Here is a 21,074-nt window from a genome sequence, read left to right as displayed (position 1 = left end):
CCGCCCTGCTCGCCGGGTTTCCACTCGCCGCGCTTCTGCTCGCCAGGCTTCTACCCGCCGCGCTTCTGCTCGCCGCGCTTCTGCTCGCCGGTGTCCTGCGTGTCCGTGTCCTTCTGCCGCGCCTCGACTCCCTTGAGCGGTTCGCCGCCCTCGGTGCCCTCACCGGGGCGGTAGCCCTCCGCCGCGCTCGCCGTCCCGGGGACGGTACGGCGGGTGGCCTGCTGCTCCGCGCCCGAGTGGGCTCCGGGCCCGCGCTCGTCGTGGGGCTCGCGGGTGCCGCGGTCCTTCTCCTGGCTCATGCTTCCTCCCTGGTCGCGGGCCGTCCGGGTACCCGTCCCCGGGCGTCGCACGCTCATGGACCGGGCGGAAAGCGGCGGGCGGGCCGGTGACCGAGCGTCACTGTGCGAAGATCCGACGGTGCAACCGATCAGCGCTGAAGACCCCACCTGGATAGGCCCGTACCGCCTCCTCGGACGCCTGGGCGAGGGCGGCATGGGCCGTGTCTATCTCGCGCGCAGCGAGGGCGGCCGGACCGTCGCCGTGAAGTTGATCCTCCGTCAGTTGGCCCAGGACGGCGAGTTCCGGCAGCGGTTCGCACAGGAGGTGGCCGCGGCGCGGCGCGTCGGCGGGCGGTGGACGGCGCCGGTGCTGGACGCCGACACGGGGGCCGCGGTGCCCTGGGTGGCGACCGGTTACATTCCGGGTCCGTCCCTGTCGGAGGTCGTCGGCAAGGACCACGGGCCGCTGCCCGACACGTCCGTACGCGCCCTGGCGAGCGGGCTCTCCCAGGCGCTGGAGTCCATCCACTCCGTGGGCCTGGTGCACCGCGACCTGAAGCCCTCCAACGTCCTGGTGACCGTGGACGGCCCCCGTGTGATCGACTTCGGCATCGCCCGCGCGCTGGACGCGCACAGTGCCGCCGGTGACGTCAGGACCCGTACCGGCGCGGTCGTCGGCTCGCCCGGCTTCATGTCGCCGGAGCAGGTGCGCGGCGAGAGCATCACGCCCGCGTCGGACGTGTTCTGCCTGGGCGCGGTCCTCGCGTACGCGGCGACGGGACGGATGCCGTTCGGCAGCGCCGACAGCGGCGTCCACAGCCTGATGTACCGGATCGTGCAGGAGGAACCCGACCTGGTGGGCGTGCCGCAGCGGCTGACCGGCCTGGTCAGGGCCTGTCTGATCAAGGACCCGGCCGGCCGCCCCTCGGTGGCGGAGCTGATCGAGGCCACGCGGGACGCCGAGCCCGCCGGGGCCTGGCTGCCGGGCGCGCTGCTCGCGGAGCTGGGCCAGCGGGCGGCGCGGCTGCTGGACGCGGAGCTGCCCGCGTCGGCCCACGGCCCTGTGGCACAGTCGGGCCCGCCGCCGCAGTCGGCACAGCCGCCGCACCTGGGCCTGCCGTACGCGCCCACGGCGTTCCAGACGCCGCCTCCCGCGCCGCATCCCCACCCCTACATGCACCACGTGCCCCCGCAGCACGTGGCCCCTCAGCACCTGCCCTCGCAGCACCTGGCCCCGAGCCCTCCGGGCAACGGGTCCGGGAGCGGTGCGCGGCTGGCGGTGATCGTGCTGAGCATCGTGATCGGGGTGCCGGTGGTGGGCATCGTCCTGCTCGTCGTCATCGGCATGATCGTCGGCGACGACGACAAGACGCCCGAGATCCGCGAGCCCATCGGTGCCGTGCCGGACGCCTACGTCGGCGCGTGGGAGGGCGTGATGCGGGCGGGTACCGAGGGCGAGTTCCAGGGGCGCTTCGACATCGTGCAGGGCGAGAAGGGCCGGATGGTGGCCACCGTCACGTACACCCTGCCGCACGCGCTCTGCCAGGACCGCGCCCCGCTGGTCTCCGCCAGCGACGAGAAGGTCGTCCTGGGCGGCGGCAGCCGGGCCAAGACCGTGCCCGCCGGGGCCAAGAGCTGCGCGAAGGCGTCGCAGAACCAGGTCCTCAAGGCGCAGCCGGACGGCACGCTGCTGTGGGAGACGATGGGCGCGTCCACGACGCTCAAGCCGGCGGAGACGAGCGATCTCGCCGTCCACCCGAAGTTCATCGGGACCTGGGACCTTCCGGTCAAGCCCGCGGTCAACAGCCTCAGGGTGACGATCAAGCAGGGTGCGGTCGGTGACGAGGTCGCGACGGCGACCGGCGCGGGCTCCTTCAAGGAGTGCAGGTGGAAGGCCGTGCTCTCGGGTGCGCACAGCGACCGGCTCGTCCTCGGGCCGCTCACCTCGGCCAAGAGCGCCTGCCCGGTGCGGGGTTCGATGGTGCTCACCCCGGCGGGAGAGGGGAAGCTCTACGCGAGCCGGGCGGACCGGCCGAAGGGCACCGTCCAGGAGGAGCTCAACCGCCGCGACCCCTGATCACCTGGACCGGAAAAGGGCGCGGGCGGGCCCGGGGAACGATCCCCTGGCCCGCCCGCCCCATTGGCGTGACGGTTGTCAGCCGAGCGAGGTCATCACGTGCTTGACGCGCGTGTAGTCCTCGAAGCCGTACGCCGAGAGGTCCTTGCCGTAGCCGGACTTCTTGAAGCCGCCGTGCGGCATCTCCGCGACCAGCGGGATGTGGGTGTTGATCCACACGCAGCCGAAGTCCAGCGCCTTGGACATGCGCATCGCGCGCGCGTGGTCCTTGGTCCAGACGGAGGAGGCGAGCGCGTACTCGACGCCGTTGGCGTACTCGACGGCCTGCTCCTCGTCACGGAAGGACTGGACGGTGATGACGGGGCCGAAGACCTCGTTCTGCACGATCTCGTCGTCCTGCTTGAGGCCGGAGACGACGGTCGGGGCGTAGAAGTAGCCCTTGTCGCCGACCCGGTGGCCGCCCGCCTCGACCTTGGCGTGGGCGGGGAGGCGGTCGATGAAGCCGGTGACCTGCTTGAGCTGGTTGGCGTTGTTGAGCGGGCCGTACAGCACGTCCGCGTCGTCCGGCTGACCGGTCTTGGTCTCGGACGCGGCCTTGGCCAGCGCGGAGACGAACTCGTCATGGATGGACTCGTGGACGAGCACGCGGGTGGCGGCGGTGCAGTCCTGGCCGGCGTTGAAGAAGCCCGCGACGGAGATGTCCTCGACGGCCTTGGCGATGTCGGTGTCCTCGAAGACGACGACCGGCGCCTTGCCGCCCAGCTCCAGGTGGACGCGCTTGACGTCCTTGGCGGCGGACTCGGCGACCTGCATGCCGGCGCGTACGGAGCCGGTGATGGAGGCCATCGCCGGGGTGGGGTGCTCGACCATGGCGCGGCCGGTGTCACGGTCGCCGCAGATGACGTTGAAGACGCCCTTGGGGACGATCGAGCCGATGATCTCGGCCATCAGCACGGTGGAGGCCGGGGTGGTGTCCGACGGCTTGAGGACGACGGTGTTGCCCGCGGCGAGCGCCGGGGCGAACTTCCACACGGCCATCATCATCGGGTAGTTCCAGGGCGCGACCTGGGCGCAGACGCCGACCGGCTCGCGCCGGATGATCGAGGTCATGCCCTCCATGTACTCACCGGCGGACTTGCCCTCCAGCATCCGCGCGGCGCCCGCGAAGAAGCGGATCTGGTCCACCATCGGCGGGATCTCTTCGCTGCGGGTGAGCTCGATCGGCTTGCCGGTGTTCTCGCACTCGGCCGCGATGAGGTCCTCGGCGCGCTCCTCGAAGGCGTCGGCGATCTTCAGCAGCACCTTCTGGCGCTCGGCCGGCGTGGTGTCGCGCCAGGCCGGGAAGGCGGCCGCGGCGGCCTCCATGGCGGCGTCCACGTCCGCCTGCCCGGAGAGCGGAGAAGTGGCGTACACCTCGCCGGTGGCCGGGTTGACCACGTCGATGGTCCGTCCGTCGGCGGCGTCCCGGAACTCCCCGTTGATGTAGTTGCGCAGACGACGCAGCTCGGTGGTCACTTGCCACCCCTCCTGTCGGTCTCGTGGTTCTCGGTGTCCAAGTGCTGGACAGCCCCACCCTAATCGCTGAACCCACGCTTTCGACAGGCCCGACGCTCCAGAACTTCGGATTCAGTCGGATTGGATCTCCCGAACAACGAATTTCCTCGATCTGGGGTTGCGCGAGTGACGAGACTCGGTGCACAGTGAAGACGTGGCCAGTCGAAGCGCAGACCCCAGGGCCGGGAACGGATCGTCACCGACGATCGACGCCGTATCCCTGGCGATCATCGAACAGCTCCAGGAGGACGGACGCCGTCCGTACGCCGCCATCGGCAAGGCCGTCGGCCTGTCGGAAGCGGCCGTGCGGCAGCGCGTCCAGAAGCTCCTCGATCAGGGCGTCATGCAGATCGTCGCCGTCACCGACCCGCTCACCGTCGGCTTCCGCCGGCAGGCGATGGTCGGGATCAATGTCGAGGGCGACGTGGAGCAGGTGGCGGACGCCGTGACGGCCATGGCCGAATGCGAGTACGTGGTGATGACCGCGGGCTCCTTCGACCTCATGGTGGAGATCGTCTGCGAGGACGACGACCACCTTCTGGATGTGATCAACAAGCGCATCCGCACTCTCCCCGGCGTGCGCTCCACCGAGAGCTTCGTCTACCTCAAGCTCAAGAAGCAGACCTATATGTGGGGAACCCGATAGCCGTGAGCAAGGACCTCTCCAAGACCGCCTACGACCACCTGTGGATGCACTTCACCCGCATGTCGTCGTACGAGAACAGCCCCGTCCCGACCATCGTCCGCGGCGAGGGCACCTACATCTTCGACGACAAGGGCAAGCGCTACCTCGACGGCCTCGCCGGCCTGTTCGTGGTCCAGGCCGGCCACGGCCGGACCGAGCTCGCCGAGACCGCCTACAAGCAGGCCCAGGAGCTCGCCTTCTTCCCGGTGTGGTCCTACGCCCACCCGAAGGCCGTCGAGCTGGCCGAGCGCATCGCGCACCACGCCCCCGGTGACCTCAACAAGGTCTTCTTCACCACCGGTGGCGGCGAGGCGGTCGAGACCGCCTGGAAGCTGGCCAAGCAGTACTTCAAGCTGGTCGGCAAGCCCACCAAGCACAAGGTCATCTCCCGCGCGGTCGCCTACCACGGCACCCCGCAGGGCGCGCTGTCCATCACCGGCCTGCCGGGCCTGAAGGCCCCCTTCGAGCCGCTGGTGCCGGGCGCGCACAAGGTGCCGAACACCAACATCTACCGCGCTCCGCTCTTCGGCGACGACCCGGAGGCCTTCGGCCGCTGGTGCGCCGACCAGATCGAGCAGCAGATCCTCTTCGAGGGCCCGGAGACCGTCGCGGCGGTCTTCCTGGAGCCGGTGCAGAACGCCGGTGGCTGCTTCCCGCCGCCGCCCGGGTACTTCCAGCGCGTGCGCGAGATCTGCGACCAGTACGACGTGCTGCTCGTCTCCGACGAGGTCATCTGCGCCTTCGGCCGCCTCGGCACGATGTTCGCGTGCGACAAGTTCGGCTACGTACCGGACATGATCACCTGCGCCAAGGGCATGACCTCGGGCTACTCCCCGATCGGCGCGTGCATCATCTCCGACCGCCTGGCGGAGCCGTTCTACAAGGGTGACAACACCTTCCTGCACGGCTACACCTTCGGTGGTCACCCGGTCTCCGCGGCCGTCGGCCTCGCCAACCTCGACATCTTCGAGCGCGAGAACCTCAACCAGCACGTCCTGGACAACGAGGGCGCCTTCCGCGCCACGCTGGAGAAGCTGCACGACCTGCCGATCGTCGGCGACGTCCGCGGCAACGGCTACTTCTACGGCATCGAGCTCGTCAAGGACAAGGCGACCAAGGAGTCGTTCAACGAGGAGGAGACCGAGCGCGTCCTGTACGGGTTCCTCTCCAAGGCGCTGTTCGACAACGGCCTGTACTGCCGTGCCGACGACCGCGGCGACCCGGTCGTCCAGCTCGCGCCGCCGCTGGTGTCCGACCAGTCCACGTTCGACGAGATCGAGCAGATCCTCCGGGCCACCCTCACCGAGGCCTGGACGAAGCTGTAACCCTCGACGTGATCGTCCGATCGTAGGCTGAACGCGGCCCGGGTCATGCCCCATCCGAGTGAGATGGCGTGACCCGGGCCGTGTGCTGTCCGGACACCCGGCTCGCCAATACCTACGGTTCCTGTGACCGATCCGCCCTGCCATCGTTCCCCCATACGGGGGAACAACGTACGGGGGACGACACATCAGAACCGATACCGAGGTGTTCGCCATGGTGGCCCCGCCGGACAACGACGTGCTCTGGGCACGCGCCCTGCACCACTCCCACAACGGCTCCCCCGCGCTTCAAGGTGTCTCCCTCGGCGTGCGCGAGGGCGAGATCCTCGCGGTCAGCGGGCCGCGCGGATGCGGCAAGACGACGCTCCTGCGCTGCCTGTCCGGCCGGCTCGTCCCCGGCGACGGCGAGGTCTGGTACAACAGCGCCCCCGTCCACACCATGACCCGGCTTCAGCGCGAACGGCTCCGCCGCGACCGGTTCGGCTGGATCGGCCCCGAGCCGGGCCTCGTCCCCGAACTGACCGCCTGGGAGAACGCCGCCCTGCCGCTGATGCTGCGCGGCACCTCCCGCCGCGCCGCCAAGGCCGCCGCCCTGGACTGGCTGGAGCGGCTCGACGCCGGCGACTGCGCGCGCCAGCGGCCGCACGCCCTCCCCCAGGCCCAGCGCCAGCGCGTCGCCATCGCCCGCGCCCTGGTGACCATGCCGTCGCTGCTGTTCGCCGACGAACCGACCGCGCCCCTGCACCGCGCCGACGGCGCCCAGGTGCTGCGTACCCTCACCGCCGCCGCCCGGTCGCACCGCATCACCGTCCTGCTCGCCACCCACGACCCGGAGGTGGCGGCGCTCGCCGACCGCACGGTGCACCTGCTCGACGGGCGGCGCGTCAACTCCGTACACCTCAACGGAGCGGAGGGCCGCGACGCGTGCTCGCTCTCCGTCTAGCCCGCGGCACCCACCCCCTGGTGCTCCTGCGGCGGCTGCTCGTCGCGGCCGCCTCGGCCGGGGTGGGGTTCCTGCTGCTGTGCACCCTGGGGTACGCGGTCGGGCACCCCGGCGAGTCACAGGCGGCCCTGATGCGGCTGGCCTGGTGCGCCCTGCCGCTTGCCGCGACCGTGCACTTCGCGGTCGCCGTCGCCCGTACCGACCCGGCCACCCGGCCGCGCCCCAGCCTGTCGGCCATCGGGCTGGGCCCGGCGCGGCTCGCCGCGATCGCCGCCGCGTCGACCGCCGTGTCCTGCTCGCTCGGCTCGATGGTCGCCCTGCTGGTCTTCCTGCACCTGCGCGGCGACCTCACGGGCCTGCCGTTCGACGGGGCGTCCGCCGAGCTGCTGGGCGCCGGCCGGCCACTGCCGCTCGCCGCCGCGCTGACGCTGCTGGCGATCGTGCCGGTCACCGCCTCCGGGGCCGCCGCCCTGACGCTGCGCCCGAGCCGCAAGGCCGTCCTGGACGACGACCCCGACGCCGCCGACCCCGCCCCGCCGGCGGCACCGGCCGGGCTGCCATGGGGCGTGGCGCTGATCGCGCTGGGCCTGGCGATCGAGACGTACGCCGCGCGCGCCACGGCCCTGGACGCGCTGCCGCCGGCGGGCGGCTTCGGCGGCGGCCCGGCGGGCGTGCTGGCGGGCTGGGCGCTCACCGCGCTGGGCCTCGCCGTCGCCGGGCCGGGGCTCACATACCTGTCCGGGCAACTGCTCCAGACGTTCCGCCCGGGCGTGACCCGGCTGCTGGCGGGGCGCGCCCTGATGGAGGAGGCCCGGCGCATCGGCCGCCCGCTGGGCGTGGCGGGCGCGGTGGCCGCGACCACGATCGGCGCCACGAGCCTGTACGGGGCGGGCGGCGCGCGCCCCTTCGGCCCGCTGACCGGGCTGGGCGCCGCACTGGTCATGGCGTGCACCACGGCGACGCTGCTGACCGCGGCGCTGGAGTCGCGGCAGACCCGCGTCACCACGAAGGACGCGCTGCTGCGGCTGGGCGCCTCGGGCTCGATGCTCCGGCTGGCGGTGGCGCTGCGCGCCCTGACGCTGCTGGCCGTGTTCGCGCCGCTGACGTGGGCGGTGGCGGAGCTGGCGGTGCTGCCGCTGCGGCGCTGATCGCCGTCGCCGGTATCCCCTGCCGGGGTCTCGCGTTGAAGGGCGGTACAGGGGAGGACCGTTCGTAGGACTATCGTGTCGGCATGGCGCACTCCCCTCGGCACGGCCACGACCGCGAGATCGAAACGCTCCAGGAGTTCGACGAGGTGGCCGCGCGCGGCAGTCTCGTCGGCCACCGCCTCCAGTCGGTGGACCTGACGGAGCGTACGAGCGCGTTGCTCGCCCTGCCGGTGACGGGTGCCGTCTTCCTCGGCTGCCGCATGGAGCCGGACGCCGCCGCGAAGGTGCGGGCGGAGGGGGCGCTCGTCTTCCCGCCCGTGCCGGACCTGCCGTTCGACCCGTACCGGGGGCTGCTGTACTCCCCCGGCGAGCTGTTCGCGGGCCTCGCCGAGCGGGGTTACGAGCACACCCCGGACGCGCTGACCTACGCCTGGTTCCAGCGGACGAAGACGGACGGCGACATCTTCGCGTCCATGCTGCGGGCCGTGCACGACGACGCGGTCTCCGACGCGCTCGACGAACACCTCGACGGGGCGCGTGTGGTGGGCGTGATGGGCGGGCACGCCATGGCGCGCGGCACGGACGCGTACGCGGGCGCCGCCCGCCTCGGCCGCAGCCTCGCCCGCGCCGGGCTGACCGTCGCGACGGGCGGCGGGCCCGGCGCCATGGAGGCGGCCAACCTGGGCGCGTACGCCGCGCCGTACGACGACGCCATGCTGGAGGAGGCGCTGCTGCTGCTCGGCAAGGAGCCGTCGTTCGCGCCGTCCGTGGGCGACTGGGCGCGGGCGGCGTTCGAGGTGCGGTCCCGCTGGCCGGAGGGCGGCGACTCGGTGGGCATCCCCACCTGGTTCTACGGCCACGAGCCGCCGAACGCCTTCGCGTCCCACACGGCCAAGTACTTCGCGAACGCCACCCGCGAGGACGGCCTGCTGGCCCGCTGCAACGCGGGGGTCGTCTTCCTCCCCGGCGCCGCCGGCACCGTCCAGGAGATCTTCGACAACGCCACCCCCAACTACTACGAGTCGCGCGGCGAACCGACCCCCATGGTCCTGGTCAACCGCACCCACTGGACCGAGCACCTGCCCGCCTGGCCCCTGCTACGGGCCCTCGCCGCCGGCCGCTCCATGGAGCCGCGCATCGCCCTCGTCGACAGCGTGGACGAGGCCCCGGAGGCGCTGCGGCGGCTCGGCGGACCCCGGTAGCACGACACACCACGAACCACCTCCCTCCATAAGGCCGGATGGCCCACTGGGCGGGCGCCGTTGGCGGGGGCGCCGGATGCTGGGCCGTGAGCGGCCCGGCAGGCGCCGGGCACGGATGACTCCCAGGAGGTACGCCGGTATGCGTGCAGCGCCCACCCGCCGCGGACGCCCCTTCCGCACCCGTCTGAGACTGACCGCCGCCCTGGTCGCGGCCGGAGCCTGTGCCGCCGGCCTGGTCGCCGGACCGGCGCAGGCCGAGGCCCCGCGTCCCGACGGCCACGACCGCGCTCTGCGCAAGGCGCTGCGGGAGCTGGTGGCGCGCCCGGACGGCCCGCCAGGTGCGATCGCCGTGCTGCAACGGGGCCGGGACGTCCAGATCTACCGCGCCGGTGTGGCCGACGTGAAGTCCAAACGGCCGCCCCGGCCCGGCGACCACATGCGGATCGCCAGTGTGTCCAAGGCGTACAGCGGGGCCGTGGCGCTCCAGCTCGTGGACCGCGACGAGCTGAGGCTCGGCGACACGATCGGCAAGCGCCTTCCCTGGCTGCCCGCGGCCTGGCACAAGGTGACGCTCCGGCACCTGCTCCAGCACACCAGCGGGTTGCCGGACTACACCGAGGACCGCGACTTCCTGGAGCTGTTCACGGCCGACCCCCGCCGCGAGTTCGACCCGCGCGGGCTGCTGGACTTCGTCGCCGACGAGCCCCTCCTGTTCAAGCCGGGCTCGCGCTACCGCTACGGCAACTCCGACAACATCGTGGTGGCACTCATGGCGGAGGCGGCCACGGGCCGCCCGTACGAGGAGCTGCTGCGCCGGCTCGTCTTCCGGCCGCTCGGCCTCCACCACACCAGCCTGCCGAGGGGGCACCGGCTTCCCCGCCCCTACATCCACGGCTACGTCGTCGAGCCCCGAGGGCTGGACGACGTCAGCGACTCCGTCAGCGGGTCGGCCGTCTGGGCCTCCGGCGGGATCGTCTCCACCCCGAACGACCTGAACGCCTTCATGCGCGCCTACGCGGGCGGCAGGCCTCTGTCCAAGGAGACCCGCAAGCAGCAGACGAAGTGGGTGAAGGGCTCCTCGGTGAACCCCGGCCCGGGCCGCAACGAGGCCGGTCTCGCGCTGTTCAAGTACACGACGCGCTGCGGCGTCGTCTACGGCCACACGGGCACCGTCCTGGGCTACACCCAGCTCGCCGCCGCCACACCCGACGGCAAGCGCTCGCTGACGTTCTCCCTCAGCACCCAGGTGTCCCAGGGGACGCCGAAGCTGCTGGCCGAGATGCGCAAGGTCCAGGAGGACTTCGTCTGCGCGCTGCTCCGTCACTGACGCGGTCCGCCGCCTCCCAGCAGTCGGGTGAGAGTGTCGTACGTGCGGTCCCACGTCCATGCGCGGAGGACCAGGTCACGGCCCTTCTCCCCCATCAGCCGGGAGGCCTGGCGGTCGGTCAGCAGGTCCACCAGCCGGCCGGTGACCGCCGCCACGTCCCGCCCGTCGACGACATGGCCGGTCTCGCCGTCCCGTACGGCGTCGGGCGCGCCGCCCGAGTCGCCCACGATGACCGGCAGCCCGGCCGCGGCGGCCTCCAGGTACACGATGCCGAGGCCCTCGACCTCCAGACCGCGTTTACGGCTTCTGCAAGGCATCGCGAACACGTCGGCGGCCGCGTAGAAGGACGGCAGCTCGTCGTGCGCGTGGCCACCCGCGAAGACGACGGCAGCCGTCACGCCGTGCTCGGCGGCCAGGCGGCGCAGGCGGCTCTCGTACGGACCCGAGCCGACGAGCAGCAACCTGACGCCCGGTACGCGCGCGTGGACCCCCGGCAGGGCGCGTATCAGGGCGTCCTGGCCCTTGCGGGCGACCAGGCGGGCGGCGCACAGGATGACGGGCGCGTCACCGAGGCCGTAACGGCGGCGTACGGGGCCCGCGTCGGCGCCGGGCCGGAACACACCGGCGTCCACGCCGGGCACGAGCCGCGCGAGCCTCGGAGCCGGTCCGATCGCGGCGGCGATGGGCGCCCGGGTGCTCGCGCCCAGGTACGTGACGACGTCCACCCGCGCGCCGATGCGCCGCAGCAGGGCCCGGGCGCCGGGCGTGCGGGCCCACCACACCTCGTGGCCGTGCGTCGTGGCGACCAACTGCCGCACCCCGGCCTCCCGCCGCAGCCTGCCGGCCATCAGCCCGAGCGGCGCGGCCGCCCCGAACCAGACGCTGTCGCACCCGTGCTCGCGGGCCAGCGCGACGGCCCGGGCGGTCACGCGAGGCGTGGGCAGCAGCATCCGGGCGCGGTCACGGACGACCGGGTACGGAAGCCCGGCGTCGTGCGCGGCGGCGCCCGCCTCCGCCGACGTGTACACCACCACCCGGTCGGGCGGGAACCGGTCCGTCACCGCCTTCACGAACGTCTCGATGCCGCCCTGCCGGGGCGGGAAGTCGTTGGTGACGACGAGCGTACGGTGCATGGGCCCTCCCTGAGAGGCACGCGAGCAGGACGAACGGGTGGACGAGATAGCCGAACCGGGTCGCGGGCATGAACGCGATCGCGAGGGTCAGCCCGAGCGCGAGCCGCCCGGCCGCCGCCCGCACGGTCCGGGGCGGCCTGACCACCAGCGAGCCGGCCACGAGCACGGCGCTCACCACCAGCAGCACCCCCGCGACGACGGCGCCGCCGGGCACGTACGCGGCCAGCAGCCGCCCCGGGAAGGGACTGGCGGCGGGCGACTCGGTGCCGGCGAGCCCGAGCGGGAAGGCGACGACGTGCGTGTAAAGAGCCCCGGCGTCGGCAAGTGCCACCGGCACGACAGCGACCACCGCGACCCCCACCGCGGCCCCGGCGCACCGCAGGACGGCCCGCACCCGGCAGACGGCCGGGGCGGCGCCGTGCAGGGTCGCCCCCGCAGAGGTTGGCGGCGAAGGCCGGGCTCCCTTGCGCGTGACCCAAGGCCGCCGGCCTCGAGGAGGTGAGCCCGGAGGGGCCCCGCCCCCCACCCACCGGACAGGCACCGCCCCAGGGGTCACCGGGTAAGGGCACCGCCCCGTCCCGTTGTGCCCACCCTCCCCCAAGCTCTCGGCTTCGCTCGAGCAGGGGGGACCCCCATCGCCCTGCGGAACGATTGCCCACAACGGGTGTCCCACCCGCCCCAGCAGCGCCAACGCCACCGGCAGCGCCGGCCAGGCCGTCCACTTGAGGGTGGCCGCGGCGCCCAGGGCGAGACCGGCGGGACCCGCGCGGTCCCGGCCCGCGAGGGCGAGGCCCAGGCACATGAGGCCGGCGACCGGCAGGTCGACGCCGCCCACGGCCAGCGGGAGGGCGACCAGCGGGCACGCGACCACCCAGGGCGAAGCCCGTACCGCGGCCAGTGACGCGACGAACACCCCGCCCATCCACCACCGCGCGTCCCCCGGCAGCGCCCCGAGGACCGCCATCCCCGGCAGGTACGGGTTGTAGTCGGCGAGCCCGCCCGGCTCCGGCGCGTACGGGACGCCGGTCGCCATCAGCAGCGCGCCCGACCGTTCGACGACGGCCACCTCCAACTGCCCCCGGCCGGTCACCACGAGCAGCACCAGCGGCACCGCCACCGCCCCCAGCAGGGCGGCGCCCATCGCCACGCGGCGGTACCCCGCGAGCAGCGCCGCCGCCCCGTAGCCGAGCGCCGCCGTGACGCCCCACACCCGGTGCGGGCCCAGGTCCGACACCGCGGCGAGCGCCCCGGCGACGCCCCCGCACCCCGCCCAGAGGACCCGTGTTCCACTCCGCTCGATCATGCGGTCGAGGCTAGGAACGCCCCAACGCCCGTACGTCACACGTGAATCCGGTCTTCGGACCCAACCCCTGGCATGAGGGACGGCCCACGGATCAACCCGTGCTCCGACGCGCGTCCCGCCCGCGCCCCGCGACAATCGGGGCCATGAACGCGCTCGTCAGAAATCCCGCGTACCCCTGGGTGACCGGGGCCGCCCTCACCGGCGGCACGGTTGTGGAGCTGGCGCTGGTGCCGGGGTCGCCCTGGGTGGCGGGCTCGGTCCTCATCTCGTCCGCCTCCCTGATGTGGCGCCGTACCCGGCCGGAGACGGCACTGCTGACGGTCGCGGCGGCGTTCATCGGCTTCGGCGCCGATACGAGCCTGTACCTGGTGACGGTGATCAGCGGCGTGATGGGCCTCTACACCCTGGGCCGCCACCGGGTGCAGCACCCGGCGGTTCTGGTCGGCGCGGGGGCCCTCGCGTCGCTGGGCGTGAATCTGGTGCACATCCCGAAGTGGGCGGCCATGGCCCCGGCGGTGCGGCCGTCCCTCGTCGAGGGCCACCGGCTGGACCCGGGCCTGTACGCGGAGACGTTCCTGCTGACGGTGGTGGTCCTGGGCGCGGTGTGCGCGGGCGACGCGGTACGCGCGCGTGAGGAGGCCCGCGACGAACGGGCCGCCGCGCAGGAGCGGTTGCTCGCGATGGAGCGGCGGCAGGCGGCCGAGGCGGAGCGCGCCGCGATCGCGCGGGAGCTGCACGACGTCGTCGCGCACTCGGTGTCGATGATCGCCGTACAGGCGGAGAGCGCGACGTACACGACACCGGACCTGTCCCCCGAGGCACGCGACGCGCTCCAGCAGATCGCCGGCACGGCCCGCTCGTCGATGACCGAACTGCGCCGCCTGCTGGGCGTGTTGCGCACCCGACCCGGCGACCGGGCGGCGACGGCACCGCAGCCGACGCTCGCGGGGCTGGAGGAACTGGTGGAGCAGCACCGTGCCGTGGGCGGCAGCGCGGACCTCCGGGTGAACGGCGAGCGGGTGGCGCTGCCGGCCGGGTGGGAGCTGTCCGCGTACCGCATCGTCCAGGAGGCGCTGACCAACGCGCGCAGGCACGCCCCCGGAGCCCATACGGTGGTGGACATCCTGTACGCCTCGGACCGACTGACCATACGCGTGGCGGACGACGGCCCCGGTCCTCCGGACGAGACCGACGGCACGGGACACGGCCTCACCGGCATGCGCGAACGAGCCACGCTTCTCGGGGGAAGCGTACGCACCGGCCCGGGCCCGAACGGCGGCTTTCTCGTGGAGGCGGTACTCCCATGGTGACTCCCGCGACGATCAGGGCGATCGTGGCCGACGACCAGGCGGTCGTCCGCACCGGTTTCGTCAGCCTGCTCGCGACGCAGGACGACATCGACGTCGTCGGCGAGGCCGAGGACGGCGCGCAGGCCGTCCGGGTCGCGGCCGAGCAGCGGCCCGACCTGGCCCTCCTCGACATCCGGATGCCGCACAAGAACGGCATCCAGGCCGCCCGCGAGATCCTCGCCGCGTCCGGCGGGGCGACGAAGGTGCTGATGCTGACCACCTTCGACCTGGACGAGTACGTGTACGACGCGCTGGCGGCGGGCGCGAGCGGCTTCCTGCTCAAGGACGCGACGTTCCCGGAACTGCTGCACGCGGTACGGGTGGTGGCGCGCGGCGACGCGCTGCTGGCGCCGGCCGTGACGCGGCGGCTGATCGCCGAGTTCGCCCGCCAGCGGGCGGGTGTGCTGCCGCCGCGGCCGGTCGACGGGCTGACCGCCCGGGAGGTGGAGGTGCTGGTGCTGATCGCCCGGGGCCTGTCGAACGCCGAGATCGCGGAGACGCTCACCATCACCGACCACACCGTGAAGACCCACATCAACCGGCTCTTCGCGAAGATGGGCCTCAGGGACCGGGCGCAGGCGGTGATCCTGGCGTACGAGCTGGGGCTGGTGCTCCCGGGCCGGGACGCGTCCGCACCTGCCTGACCAAAGGTCGGCACAGGTCTGGCAGAGCAACGCCCACACCTGACAAAGCGACGCCCACGCCTGCGCAAAAAGCAACGCCCACGCCCTTTCTCTCGTCTGGCAGACGTAAGTCCCTGACCGACGAAACGGAGCCGGACGTGCTCATAGGACTGTTGACGGCCGTCGCGGCCTCGATCTGCTACGGCACGGGCTCGGTCCTGCAAGCCGTGGGGTCGCGCAAGTCGGCCCGCCGGGAGGCGGCGGCCGGGCTGACGACCCAGCACGGTGGGCCGTCCCTCTCCTCGACCGCCAAGGCGGCGATGACCTGGGAGTTCATCGTCGGTACGGTCCTGGACTTCGTCGGTTTCGGGCTGGGCGCGCTGGCCGCCCGCATGCTGCCGCTGTTCCTGTCGCAGACGGTGATCAGCGCGAACCTGGTGATCACCGCCGTACTGAGCGTGCGGCTGCTCGGCATCCGGCTGACGCGCGCCGAGTGGACCTCCATCGGTGTCGTGTGCTCGGCGCTGGTGCTGCTGGCCACGGCGGCGGGGCCCGAGGGCAGCGGTCACACGCCGATCGCCACGCACTGGTGGCTGCTGGCCGTGTCGCTGCTGCTGATGGTGGGCGGGACGGTCGTGGTGCGGCTGCTGGGCGCGCGGGCGGCGATCCTGGCCGGTCTGCTCTCCGGTCTCGGCTTCGGCGCCCTGGGCGTCGGCGTGCGCGTGCTGAACGGCATCGACCCGTTCGACCTGGGCGCGCTGCTGGCGGACCCGGCGCTGTACGCGATCCTCGTCGCCGGCGTGGGCGGGATGTACCTGCACACGGTCGCGCTCCAGATCGGCTCGGTGAACGGGGCGACGGCGGCGCTGGTGGTGGGCGAGACGGTACTGCCGGGCATGATCGGCGTGCTGTGGCTGGGGGACGCGTCGCGGCCGGGGTTCGCGTGGCTGGCGGTGGTGGGCTTCGTGCTGGCGGTGGCGGGCGCCGTCGCGGTGGCGTGGTTCGGTGCGCCGGAGTCCGAGCCGGCCCCGGGCGCCGACGAGGCGCCAAGGGAAAGGGAACTCGCCCGCATCGGCTGAGCGGCCCCCTCGTAGACTCCCGGCAGGGAGATGAGACATGGGGCTACGGCTCAAGATAGGTGCCACGATCACCGCGACCGCCGCGCTCGCCGCGCTGGTGACGGGTGTGCAGGTACCGAGGCTGATGGAGGACCGGGCCCGCGACCAGGCCATGGAACGGCTCCTTCACGCGGAGCGGCTGTACCTGGAGCACGAGCAGGTCGGCTTCGGGGCCAAGGTCAACCCTCCGAACCTGCCCGGCGAGTTGCGCCGCACCGTCCTCGACGGCCGCCGCGCCACCTATGTGCAGCCGTACGGGGAGCGCCGCCAGATCTGGGCGGCGCTCCCCGTCGGCGACGACATCCTGGCGCTCAAGCAGTTCGAGGATCCGCTGTCGGACCAGCTCCAGGCGGGCATGTTCCGGGCGGGCGCCGTGGGTACGGCGGTCGCCACGCTGATCGGCCTGCTGCTCGCCACCCGGCTGGGCCGGCGGCTGCGGCTGTCGGCGCGGCGGGCCGAGCAGATCACGGGCGGTGACCTGAACGCCCGGCTCCCCCAGTCGGGGCGGGACGAGATCGCCACGCTGACGCGGGCCGTGAACACGATGGCGGACGCGCTGTCGGAGCGGCTGCGCGCGGAGCGTGAGGTGACGGCGAACATCGCGCACGAGCTGCGTACGCCCGTCGCGGGGCTGGTGGCCGCCGCCGGGCTCCTCCCGGACGGCAAGGCCGAGTCGATGGTGAAGGAACGGGTCGCGCGGATGCGGGACCTGATGGAGGACGTCCTGGAGGTCGCCCGCCTCGACAACGGCGGCGAGGAGGCCGACGTACGGCTGGTGGAGCTGAGCGTGCTCGCCCGCCGGGCGGTACGGGCGGTGGAGGACCCCGGCGTCCGTCTTGACATCGTTGCCGACGCACTGGTGGAGACCGATGCGCGGCGCGTGGAGCGGGTCCTGACGAATCTGGTGAGCAACGCGCTGCGGCACGGCGCCGCACCGGTCGTGGTGGAGGCCGAGGCCGGGGTCGTCCGGGTCCGCGACGCGGGCGACGGTTTCCCCGAGCACCTGCTGGCCCACGGACCGCGCCGCTTCCAGACGAGCGCCGTCGGCAAGGGCCTGGGCCTGGGCCTGACGATCGCCGCCGGCCAGGCCGGGGTGCTGGGCGCCCGCCTCACGTTCACCAACCCGGAGGGCGGCGGCGCCTGCGCGGTACTGGACCTGTCGGGAGCCGTGCGCGAGGAACCTGCCCAGGCCTGACTCAGCCCAGGACCACGACCTCGTCCGCCGTGAACGTCACGCCGACGACCGCGCCCTCCTCGGGTGCGTCGCGCAGCGCGCACTCGGCCTCCAGGTGGGGCCCCGAGCCGGGACGGAGCCGTACCGCCACGTGGTGGCCCCGGAACGTGCGCCCCTCGACCGTGCACCTCAGCCCGTCGGCGGGGTCGCCGAGCCGCACGCCCGCGGGGCGCACCAGGACCCGGGCCGCTCCTTGCGGGGAGCCGGACGGCACGGGGACCTTGCCCCACACGGTGTCGGCCGCCTCGCCGGTCACCGTCGCCCCGACCACGTTGTCGAAGCCCAGGAAACGGGCGACGAACTCGGAGGCGGGGCGCTGCCAGACCTCCAGCGGCGTGCCGCTCTGGGCGATGCGCCCGTCGCGCATGACGACGACCCGGTCGGCGAGCGCGAACGCCTCGCCCTGGTCGTGCGTGACGGCGAGCACGGTCGTACCGAGCCGCCCGAAAAGGTGCCGCAGCTCGACCACGAGCCGCTCGCGCAGCCCCCGGTCGAGCTGGCCGAGCGGTTCGTCGAGCATCAGGAGCCGGGGGCTGGGGGCCAGCGCCCGGGCGAGCGCGACGCGCTGCTGCTCGCCGCCGGACAGGGCGGCCACGGCCCGCCGTTCGGCGCCCGGCAGCCCGACGAGGTCGAGCAACTCGGCCACGCGCCGCGCCTGTTCCTCGCGCGAGGCGCGGCGCATGCGCAGCCCGAACGCCACGTTGCCGCCGACGTCCCGCTGCGGGAACAACTGGTGGTCCTGGAACATGAGGCCGACACCGCGCCGGTGCACGGGCACGCCCGACTGGTCGGCGCCGTCGAGCAGCACGCGTCCGGCGTCCACCGGCTGGAGCCCGGCGACGACCCGCAGCAGGGTCGACTTGCCGCTGCCGCTGGGCCCGAGCACGCACACGATCTCGTGGTCGGCGACGTCCAGCGACACCCCGTCCACCGCGACGCGTGATCCGAAGCGTACGGTCACGTCCTGGAGAGCGAGCATGGTCACAGCTCCCCGGCGCGGTCGACACGGATACGTTCGAGCAGCAGCAGGGCCACCGCGCACACCACCATCAGGATCGTCGAAAGGGCCATGGCCTGGCCGTAGTTGAGCTCGCCGGGCCGGCCGAGGAGCCGCGCCACGGCGACCGGGAGCGTCGGGTTGTCGGGCCGGGCGATGAACACGGTCGCCCCGAACTCGCCCAGCGACACGGCGAACGCGAACCCCGCGGCCACCAGCAGCGCCCGCCGCACCAGCGGCAGGTCCACCTCGCGCCACACCCGCCACGGCGACGCGCCGAGGACGGCCGCCGCCTCGCGCAGCCGCGCGTCCACCGCGCGCAGCACGGGCAGCATGGTCCGTACGACGAAGGGCACGCCGACCAGTGCCTGGGCGAGCGGCACCAGGATCCACGAGGAGCGCAGGTCGAGCGGCGGCTCGTCCAGCGCGATCAGGAACCCGAAGCCGACGGTCACGGCGGACACGCCGAGCGGCAGCATCAGCAGCGCGTCGAAGCCGCGTACCAGCCGCCCGGCGCGCCTGGTGAGCGCGGCGGCGGCGAGCCCGCCGATCACCAGCGCGATGGCGGTGGCGGCGAGGGCGTACTCCAGGGAGTTCCCGATGGCCTCGACGGGCGGCACCAGGAACGTCCCGCCGCCCGCGTCCGCGTCCTGGAGCGCCCGGTAGTAGCCGAGCCCCCCGTCCAGGGACCGCTGGACGAGCACCCCGAGCGGCAGCAGGAGCAGCAGCACGATCGTCACGAGGACGGTGCCGAGCAGCGCCCACTGCCCGGCTCCGCGCGGCCGCCGCGCGGTCAGGGCGGCGTCCACCAGCTTCAGCGCGGTCTCCCGCCTCCGTACCGTCCGGGCGTGGACGGCGAGGATGGCGCCGACGGCGGCGAACTGCACCAGCGTGAGCACCGCCGCCGTCGGCAGGTCGAGCAGTTGCGCGGTCTGCCGGTAGATCTCCGCCTCCAGCGTGCGGTACGCGGGCCCGCCGAGGATCTGGACGATGCCGAAGGAGGTGTACGTGAAGAGGAAGATCATCAGCGCCGCGGCGGCCACGGCGGGCCCGAGCGCGGGCAGGGTCACCCGCCGCCACGCCCCGAAGCGCGAGGCGCCCAGCACCCGGGCGGCCTCCTCCTGGCGCGGGTCGAGCTGTGACCACAGGCCGCCGACGGTGCGGACGACGACCGCGTAGTTGAAGAAGACGTGCGCCAGGAGGATCGCCCACACGGTGGTGTCCAGCCGCACGCCCCACAGCTCGTCGAGCAGTCCGCCCCGCCCGACCAGGGCGAGGAACGCGGTGCCGACGACGACGGTCGGCAGCACGAACGGCACGGTGACGACCGCCCGCAGCACCCCCTTGCCGGGGAAGTCGTAGCGGGCGAAGACGTACGCGCCGGGCAGCGCGATCAGCAGGGTGAGCGCGGTGGAGGCGAGCGCCTGCCAGGTGGTGAACCAGAGCACGTCCAGGATGTCCGGGCGGCCCAGCACGTCGCCGAGCCGCCCGAACTGCCAGACGCCGTCCGCCGTCTTCAGCCCGCGCCCGACGATCGCGGCGACGGGGTAGGCGAAGAAGACGGCGAAGAACACCACGGGCAGGACCATCAGCCCCGCCCGCAGCGCCCCGCCTCTGCGGGCGATTACCTCAGGACGAGCGAGGACCACGACTGGATCCACCCGTCACGCTTCTCGGCGATCTTCTCGGGGGCGACGGTGTACGGCTGGTCCACCTTGGCGCCGTGCTTCGTGAACAGCTCCGGCAGTCGCGCGTCCTTCGCCACCGGGTTGACGAACATCTGGAGCGGCATGTCCTCCTGGAACTTCTTGCCGATCAGGAAGTCGATGAGGGCCTTGCCGCCGTCGGGGTTCTTGGCGCCGGTCAGCAGGCCCGCGAACTCGGTCTGCTGGAAGCACGTGCCGGTGGAGACGCCGGTCGGCGCCTCGGCCGGCTGCGGCTTGGCGTACAGCACCTCGACGGGCGGGCTGGAGGCGTACGACACGACGAGCGGCCGGTCGCCCTTGGCCGCCTTGCCGCCGGCCGAGCCGGAGAACTCCTGGTTGTAGGCGAGCTCCCAGCTATCGACGACCTTGACGCCGTTGGCCTTCAGCTTCTTCCAGTAGTCCTGCCAGCCGTCGTCGCCGTACTTGGCCGCCGTGCCGAGCAGGAAGCCGAGGCCGGGAGAGGACCGCTCGGGGTTTTCGACGACGAGGAGGTTCTTGTACGCGGGCTTCGCGAGGTCGTCGAAGGTCTGCGGCGGCGCCAGTCGCTTGTCCGCGAAGTACTTCTTGTCGTAGTTGACGCAGATCTCGCCGGTGTCGACGGGCGTGACGCGGTGCTTGTCCTTGTCGAGCTGGACGGCCTCGGGGACGCGGTCCAGGCCCTTGGCCTCGTACGGCTCGAAGAGCTCGTTGTCGAGCGCGCGGGACAGCAGGGTGTTGTCGACGCCGAAGAAGACGTCGCCCTGCGGGGCGCCCTTGGTGAGGATGGCCTTGTTGACGGCCTCGCCCGCGTCGCCGCTCTTGAGGACCTTGACGGTGTAGCCGGTCTGCTTGGTGAACTCCTTCAGGACGGCCGGGGAGGCGTTGAAGGAGTCGTGGCTGACGAGCGTCACGGTCTTCGACTTCGTACCGCCGCCGGAGGCGTCCTTGCCGGACTCGCCGCCGCAGGCGGTGAGCGTCGTGACGCCCAGCGCGGCGGCGAGCGCGCCGACCGCGATCTTCTTGGTGGTGCTCACTGAGATTCCTCCTGGGTATGACCAGGAAGAGACGCGGCCCTGCCCACCGCATCGGGCGGTGG

18 protein-coding genes are annotated in these 21,074 nt (G+C 73.0%); 11 read left to right on the top strand and 7 right to left on the bottom strand.

Translation table 11 applies throughout. The annotated features are described in order from the left end of the window. Window positions 1-50: 50 nt before the first annotated feature. Window positions 51-299, bottom strand: coding sequence for a hypothetical protein (locus AB0J57_RS31450; RefSeq protein WP_366131760.1), 249 nt, complete (start codon window positions 297-299; stop codon window positions 51-53). Window positions 300-417: 118 nt separating this feature from the next. Here AB0J57_RS31450 and AB0J57_RS31445 point away from each other — a divergent pair, with 118 nt between their 5' ends. Further along, window positions 418-2,355 (top strand): serine/threonine-protein kinase, encoded by a 1,938-nt coding sequence (locus tag AB0J57_RS31445; protein WP_366131759.1) that lies wholly within the window; start codon window positions 418-420, stop codon window positions 2,353-2,355. A 78-nt stretch (window positions 2,356-2,433) separates the two neighbouring features. On the opposite strand, the gene AB0J57_RS31440 is transcribed toward AB0J57_RS31445, so the two are convergent. Continuing rightward, window positions 2,434-3,870 carry a gamma-aminobutyraldehyde dehydrogenase gene (locus tag AB0J57_RS31440; RefSeq protein ID WP_366131758.1) on the bottom strand — a complete coding sequence of 479 codons (1,437 nt, stop codon included), beginning with the start codon at window positions 3,868-3,870 and terminating at the stop codon, window positions 2,434-2,436. A gap of 178 nt (window positions 3,871-4,048) precedes the next feature. On the opposite strand from AB0J57_RS31440, the gene AB0J57_RS31435 reads away from it, so the two are divergent. The 6 genes from AB0J57_RS31435 (at window position 4,049) to AB0J57_RS31410 (ending at window position 10,536) form a co-directional block, all read left to right on the top strand. Continuing rightward, entirely contained in the window at window positions 4,049-4,555 is a 507-nt protein-coding gene (locus AB0J57_RS31435) for an Lrp/AsnC family transcriptional regulator (RefSeq protein ID WP_189551667.1), read from the top strand. Further along, window positions 4,540-5,919 (top strand): aspartate aminotransferase family protein, encoded by a 1,380-nt coding sequence (locus AB0J57_RS31430; RefSeq protein ID WP_366131756.1) that lies wholly within the window; start codon window positions 4,540-4,542, stop codon window positions 5,917-5,919. Before AB0J57_RS31435 ends, AB0J57_RS31430 begins: the two co-directional genes overlap by 16 nt. A gap of 211 nt (window positions 5,920-6,130) precedes the next feature. Further along, window positions 6,131-6,859, top strand: coding sequence for an ATP-binding cassette domain-containing protein (locus tag AB0J57_RS31425; RefSeq protein WP_366131755.1), 729 nt, complete (start codon window positions 6,131-6,133; stop codon window positions 6,857-6,859). Next, a complete protein-coding gene (locus AB0J57_RS31420) occupies window positions 6,841-8,007 on the top strand; it encodes a hypothetical protein (RefSeq protein WP_366131754.1) in 1,167 nt (388 codons plus the stop codon). Before AB0J57_RS31425 ends, AB0J57_RS31420 begins: the two co-directional genes overlap by 19 nt. 83 nt (window positions 8,008-8,090) lie before the next feature. Further along, window positions 8,091-9,209: an LOG family protein gene (locus AB0J57_RS31415; RefSeq protein WP_366131753.1), complete on the top strand. Its 1,119-nt coding sequence runs from the start codon at window positions 8,091-8,093 to the stop codon at window positions 9,207-9,209. A gap of 139 nt (window positions 9,210-9,348) precedes the next feature. Continuing rightward, entirely contained in the window at window positions 9,349-10,536 is a 1,188-nt protein-coding gene (locus AB0J57_RS31410; protein ID WP_366131752.1) for a serine hydrolase domain-containing protein, read from the top strand. Here AB0J57_RS31410 and AB0J57_RS31405 read toward each other — a convergent pair. Together AB0J57_RS31405 and AB0J57_RS31400 are read right to left on the bottom strand one after the other, a co-directional pair. Beyond that, window positions 10,530-11,597, bottom strand: a complete 1,068-nt coding sequence (locus tag AB0J57_RS31405; protein WP_366131841.1) for a glycosyltransferase family 4 protein — start codon at window positions 11,595-11,597, stop codon at window positions 10,530-10,532. The genes AB0J57_RS31410 and AB0J57_RS31405 overlap by 7 nt on opposite strands. Then, window positions 11,497-12,972 carry a hypothetical protein gene (locus AB0J57_RS31400; protein ID WP_366131751.1) on the bottom strand — a complete coding sequence of 492 codons (1,476 nt, stop codon included), beginning with the start codon at window positions 12,970-12,972 and terminating at the stop codon, window positions 11,497-11,499. The genes AB0J57_RS31405 and AB0J57_RS31400 overlap by 101 nt, the downstream gene beginning before the upstream one ends. 143 nt (window positions 12,973-13,115) lie before the next feature. Here AB0J57_RS31400 and AB0J57_RS31395 point away from each other — a divergent pair, with 143 nt between their 5' ends. The 4 genes from AB0J57_RS31395 (at window position 13,116) to AB0J57_RS31380 (ending at window position 17,257) form a co-directional block, all read left to right on the top strand. Next, window positions 13,116-14,282, top strand: coding sequence for a histidine kinase (locus tag AB0J57_RS31395; RefSeq protein ID WP_366131750.1), 1,167 nt, complete (start codon window positions 13,116-13,118; stop codon window positions 14,280-14,282). Then, the gene (locus AB0J57_RS31390) at window positions 14,276-14,965 is read left to right on the top strand and encodes a response regulator transcription factor (RefSeq protein WP_366131749.1); all 690 of its coding nucleotides are present in this window, start codon (window positions 14,276-14,278) and stop codon (window positions 14,963-14,965) included. The genes AB0J57_RS31395 and AB0J57_RS31390 overlap by 7 nt, the downstream gene beginning before the upstream one ends. Before the next feature lie 137 nt (window positions 14,966-15,102). Continuing rightward, entirely contained in the window at window positions 15,103-16,023 is a 921-nt protein-coding gene (locus tag AB0J57_RS31385) for a hypothetical protein (protein ID WP_366131748.1), read from the top strand. 37 nt (window positions 16,024-16,060) lie between these two features. After that, window positions 16,061-17,257 (top strand): HAMP domain-containing sensor histidine kinase, encoded by a 1,197-nt coding sequence (locus AB0J57_RS31380; protein ID WP_366131747.1) that lies wholly within the window; start codon window positions 16,061-16,063, stop codon window positions 17,255-17,257. Between the two features lies 1 nt (window position 17,258). Here the strand turns inward: AB0J57_RS31380 and AB0J57_RS31375 are convergent, their stop codons facing one another. From AB0J57_RS31375 to AB0J57_RS31365, 3 genes are read right to left on the bottom strand one after another with little or no spacing between them, the layout of a single operon-like run. Next, on the bottom strand, window positions 17,259-18,275 hold the full coding sequence (locus AB0J57_RS31375) for an ABC transporter ATP-binding protein (RefSeq protein WP_366131746.1): 1,017 nt from the start codon (window positions 18,273-18,275) through the stop codon (window positions 17,259-17,261). Window positions 18,276-18,277: 2 nt separating this feature from the next. Next, complete coding sequence (locus AB0J57_RS31370; protein WP_366131840.1) at window positions 18,278-19,882, bottom strand: iron ABC transporter permease; 1,605 nt, start codon at window positions 19,880-19,882, stop codon at window positions 18,278-18,280. Window positions 19,883-19,917: 35 nt separating this feature from the next. Next, window positions 19,918-21,012 (bottom strand): thiamine ABC transporter substrate-binding protein, encoded by a 1,095-nt coding sequence (locus AB0J57_RS31365; protein WP_366131745.1) that lies wholly within the window; start codon window positions 21,010-21,012, stop codon window positions 19,918-19,920. Window positions 21,013-21,074: the final 62 nt, after the last annotated feature.

This window comes from Streptomyces sp. NPDC049837 (genome assembly GCF_040674455.1).
Taxonomy (GTDB): domain Bacteria; phylum Actinomycetota; class Actinomycetes; order Streptomycetales; family Streptomycetaceae; genus Streptomyces.
This window is presented reverse-complemented; position numbering and strand designations above follow the sequence as displayed.

Coding starts and splice junctions, on each gene's coding strand:
- AB0J57_RS31400 (WP_366131751.1), bottom strand. CDS start 12,972: ATGATCGAGCGGAGTGGAACACGGGTCCTCTGGGCGGGGTGCGGGGGC.
- AB0J57_RS31380 (WP_366131747.1), top strand. CDS start 16,061: ATGGGGCTACGGCTCAAGATAGGTGCCACGATCACCGCGACCGCCGCG.
- AB0J57_RS31415 (WP_366131753.1), top strand. CDS start 8,091: ATGGCGCACTCCCCTCGGCACGGCCACGACCGCGAGATCGAAACGCTC.
- AB0J57_RS31395 (WP_366131750.1), top strand. CDS start 13,116: ATGAACGCGCTCGTCAGAAATCCCGCGTACCCCTGGGTGACCGGGGCC.
- AB0J57_RS31370 (WP_366131840.1), bottom strand. CDS start 19,882: ATGGTCCTGCCCGTGGTGTTCTTCGCCGTCTTCTTCGCCTACCCCGTC.
- AB0J57_RS31410 (WP_366131752.1), top strand. CDS start 9,349: ATGCGTGCAGCGCCCACCCGCCGCGGACGCCCCTTCCGCACCCGTCTG.
- AB0J57_RS31375 (WP_366131746.1), bottom strand. CDS start 18,275: ATGCTCGCTCTCCAGGACGTGACCGTACGCTTCGGATCACGCGTCGCG.
- AB0J57_RS31425 (WP_366131755.1), top strand. CDS start 6,131: ATGGTGGCCCCGCCGGACAACGACGTGCTCTGGGCACGCGCCCTGCAC.
- AB0J57_RS31450 (WP_366131760.1), bottom strand. CDS start 299: ATGAGCCAGGAGAAGGACCGCGGCACCCGCGAGCCCCACGACGAGCGC.
- AB0J57_RS31390 (WP_366131749.1), top strand. CDS start 14,276: ATGGTGACTCCCGCGACGATCAGGGCGATCGTGGCCGACGACCAGGCG.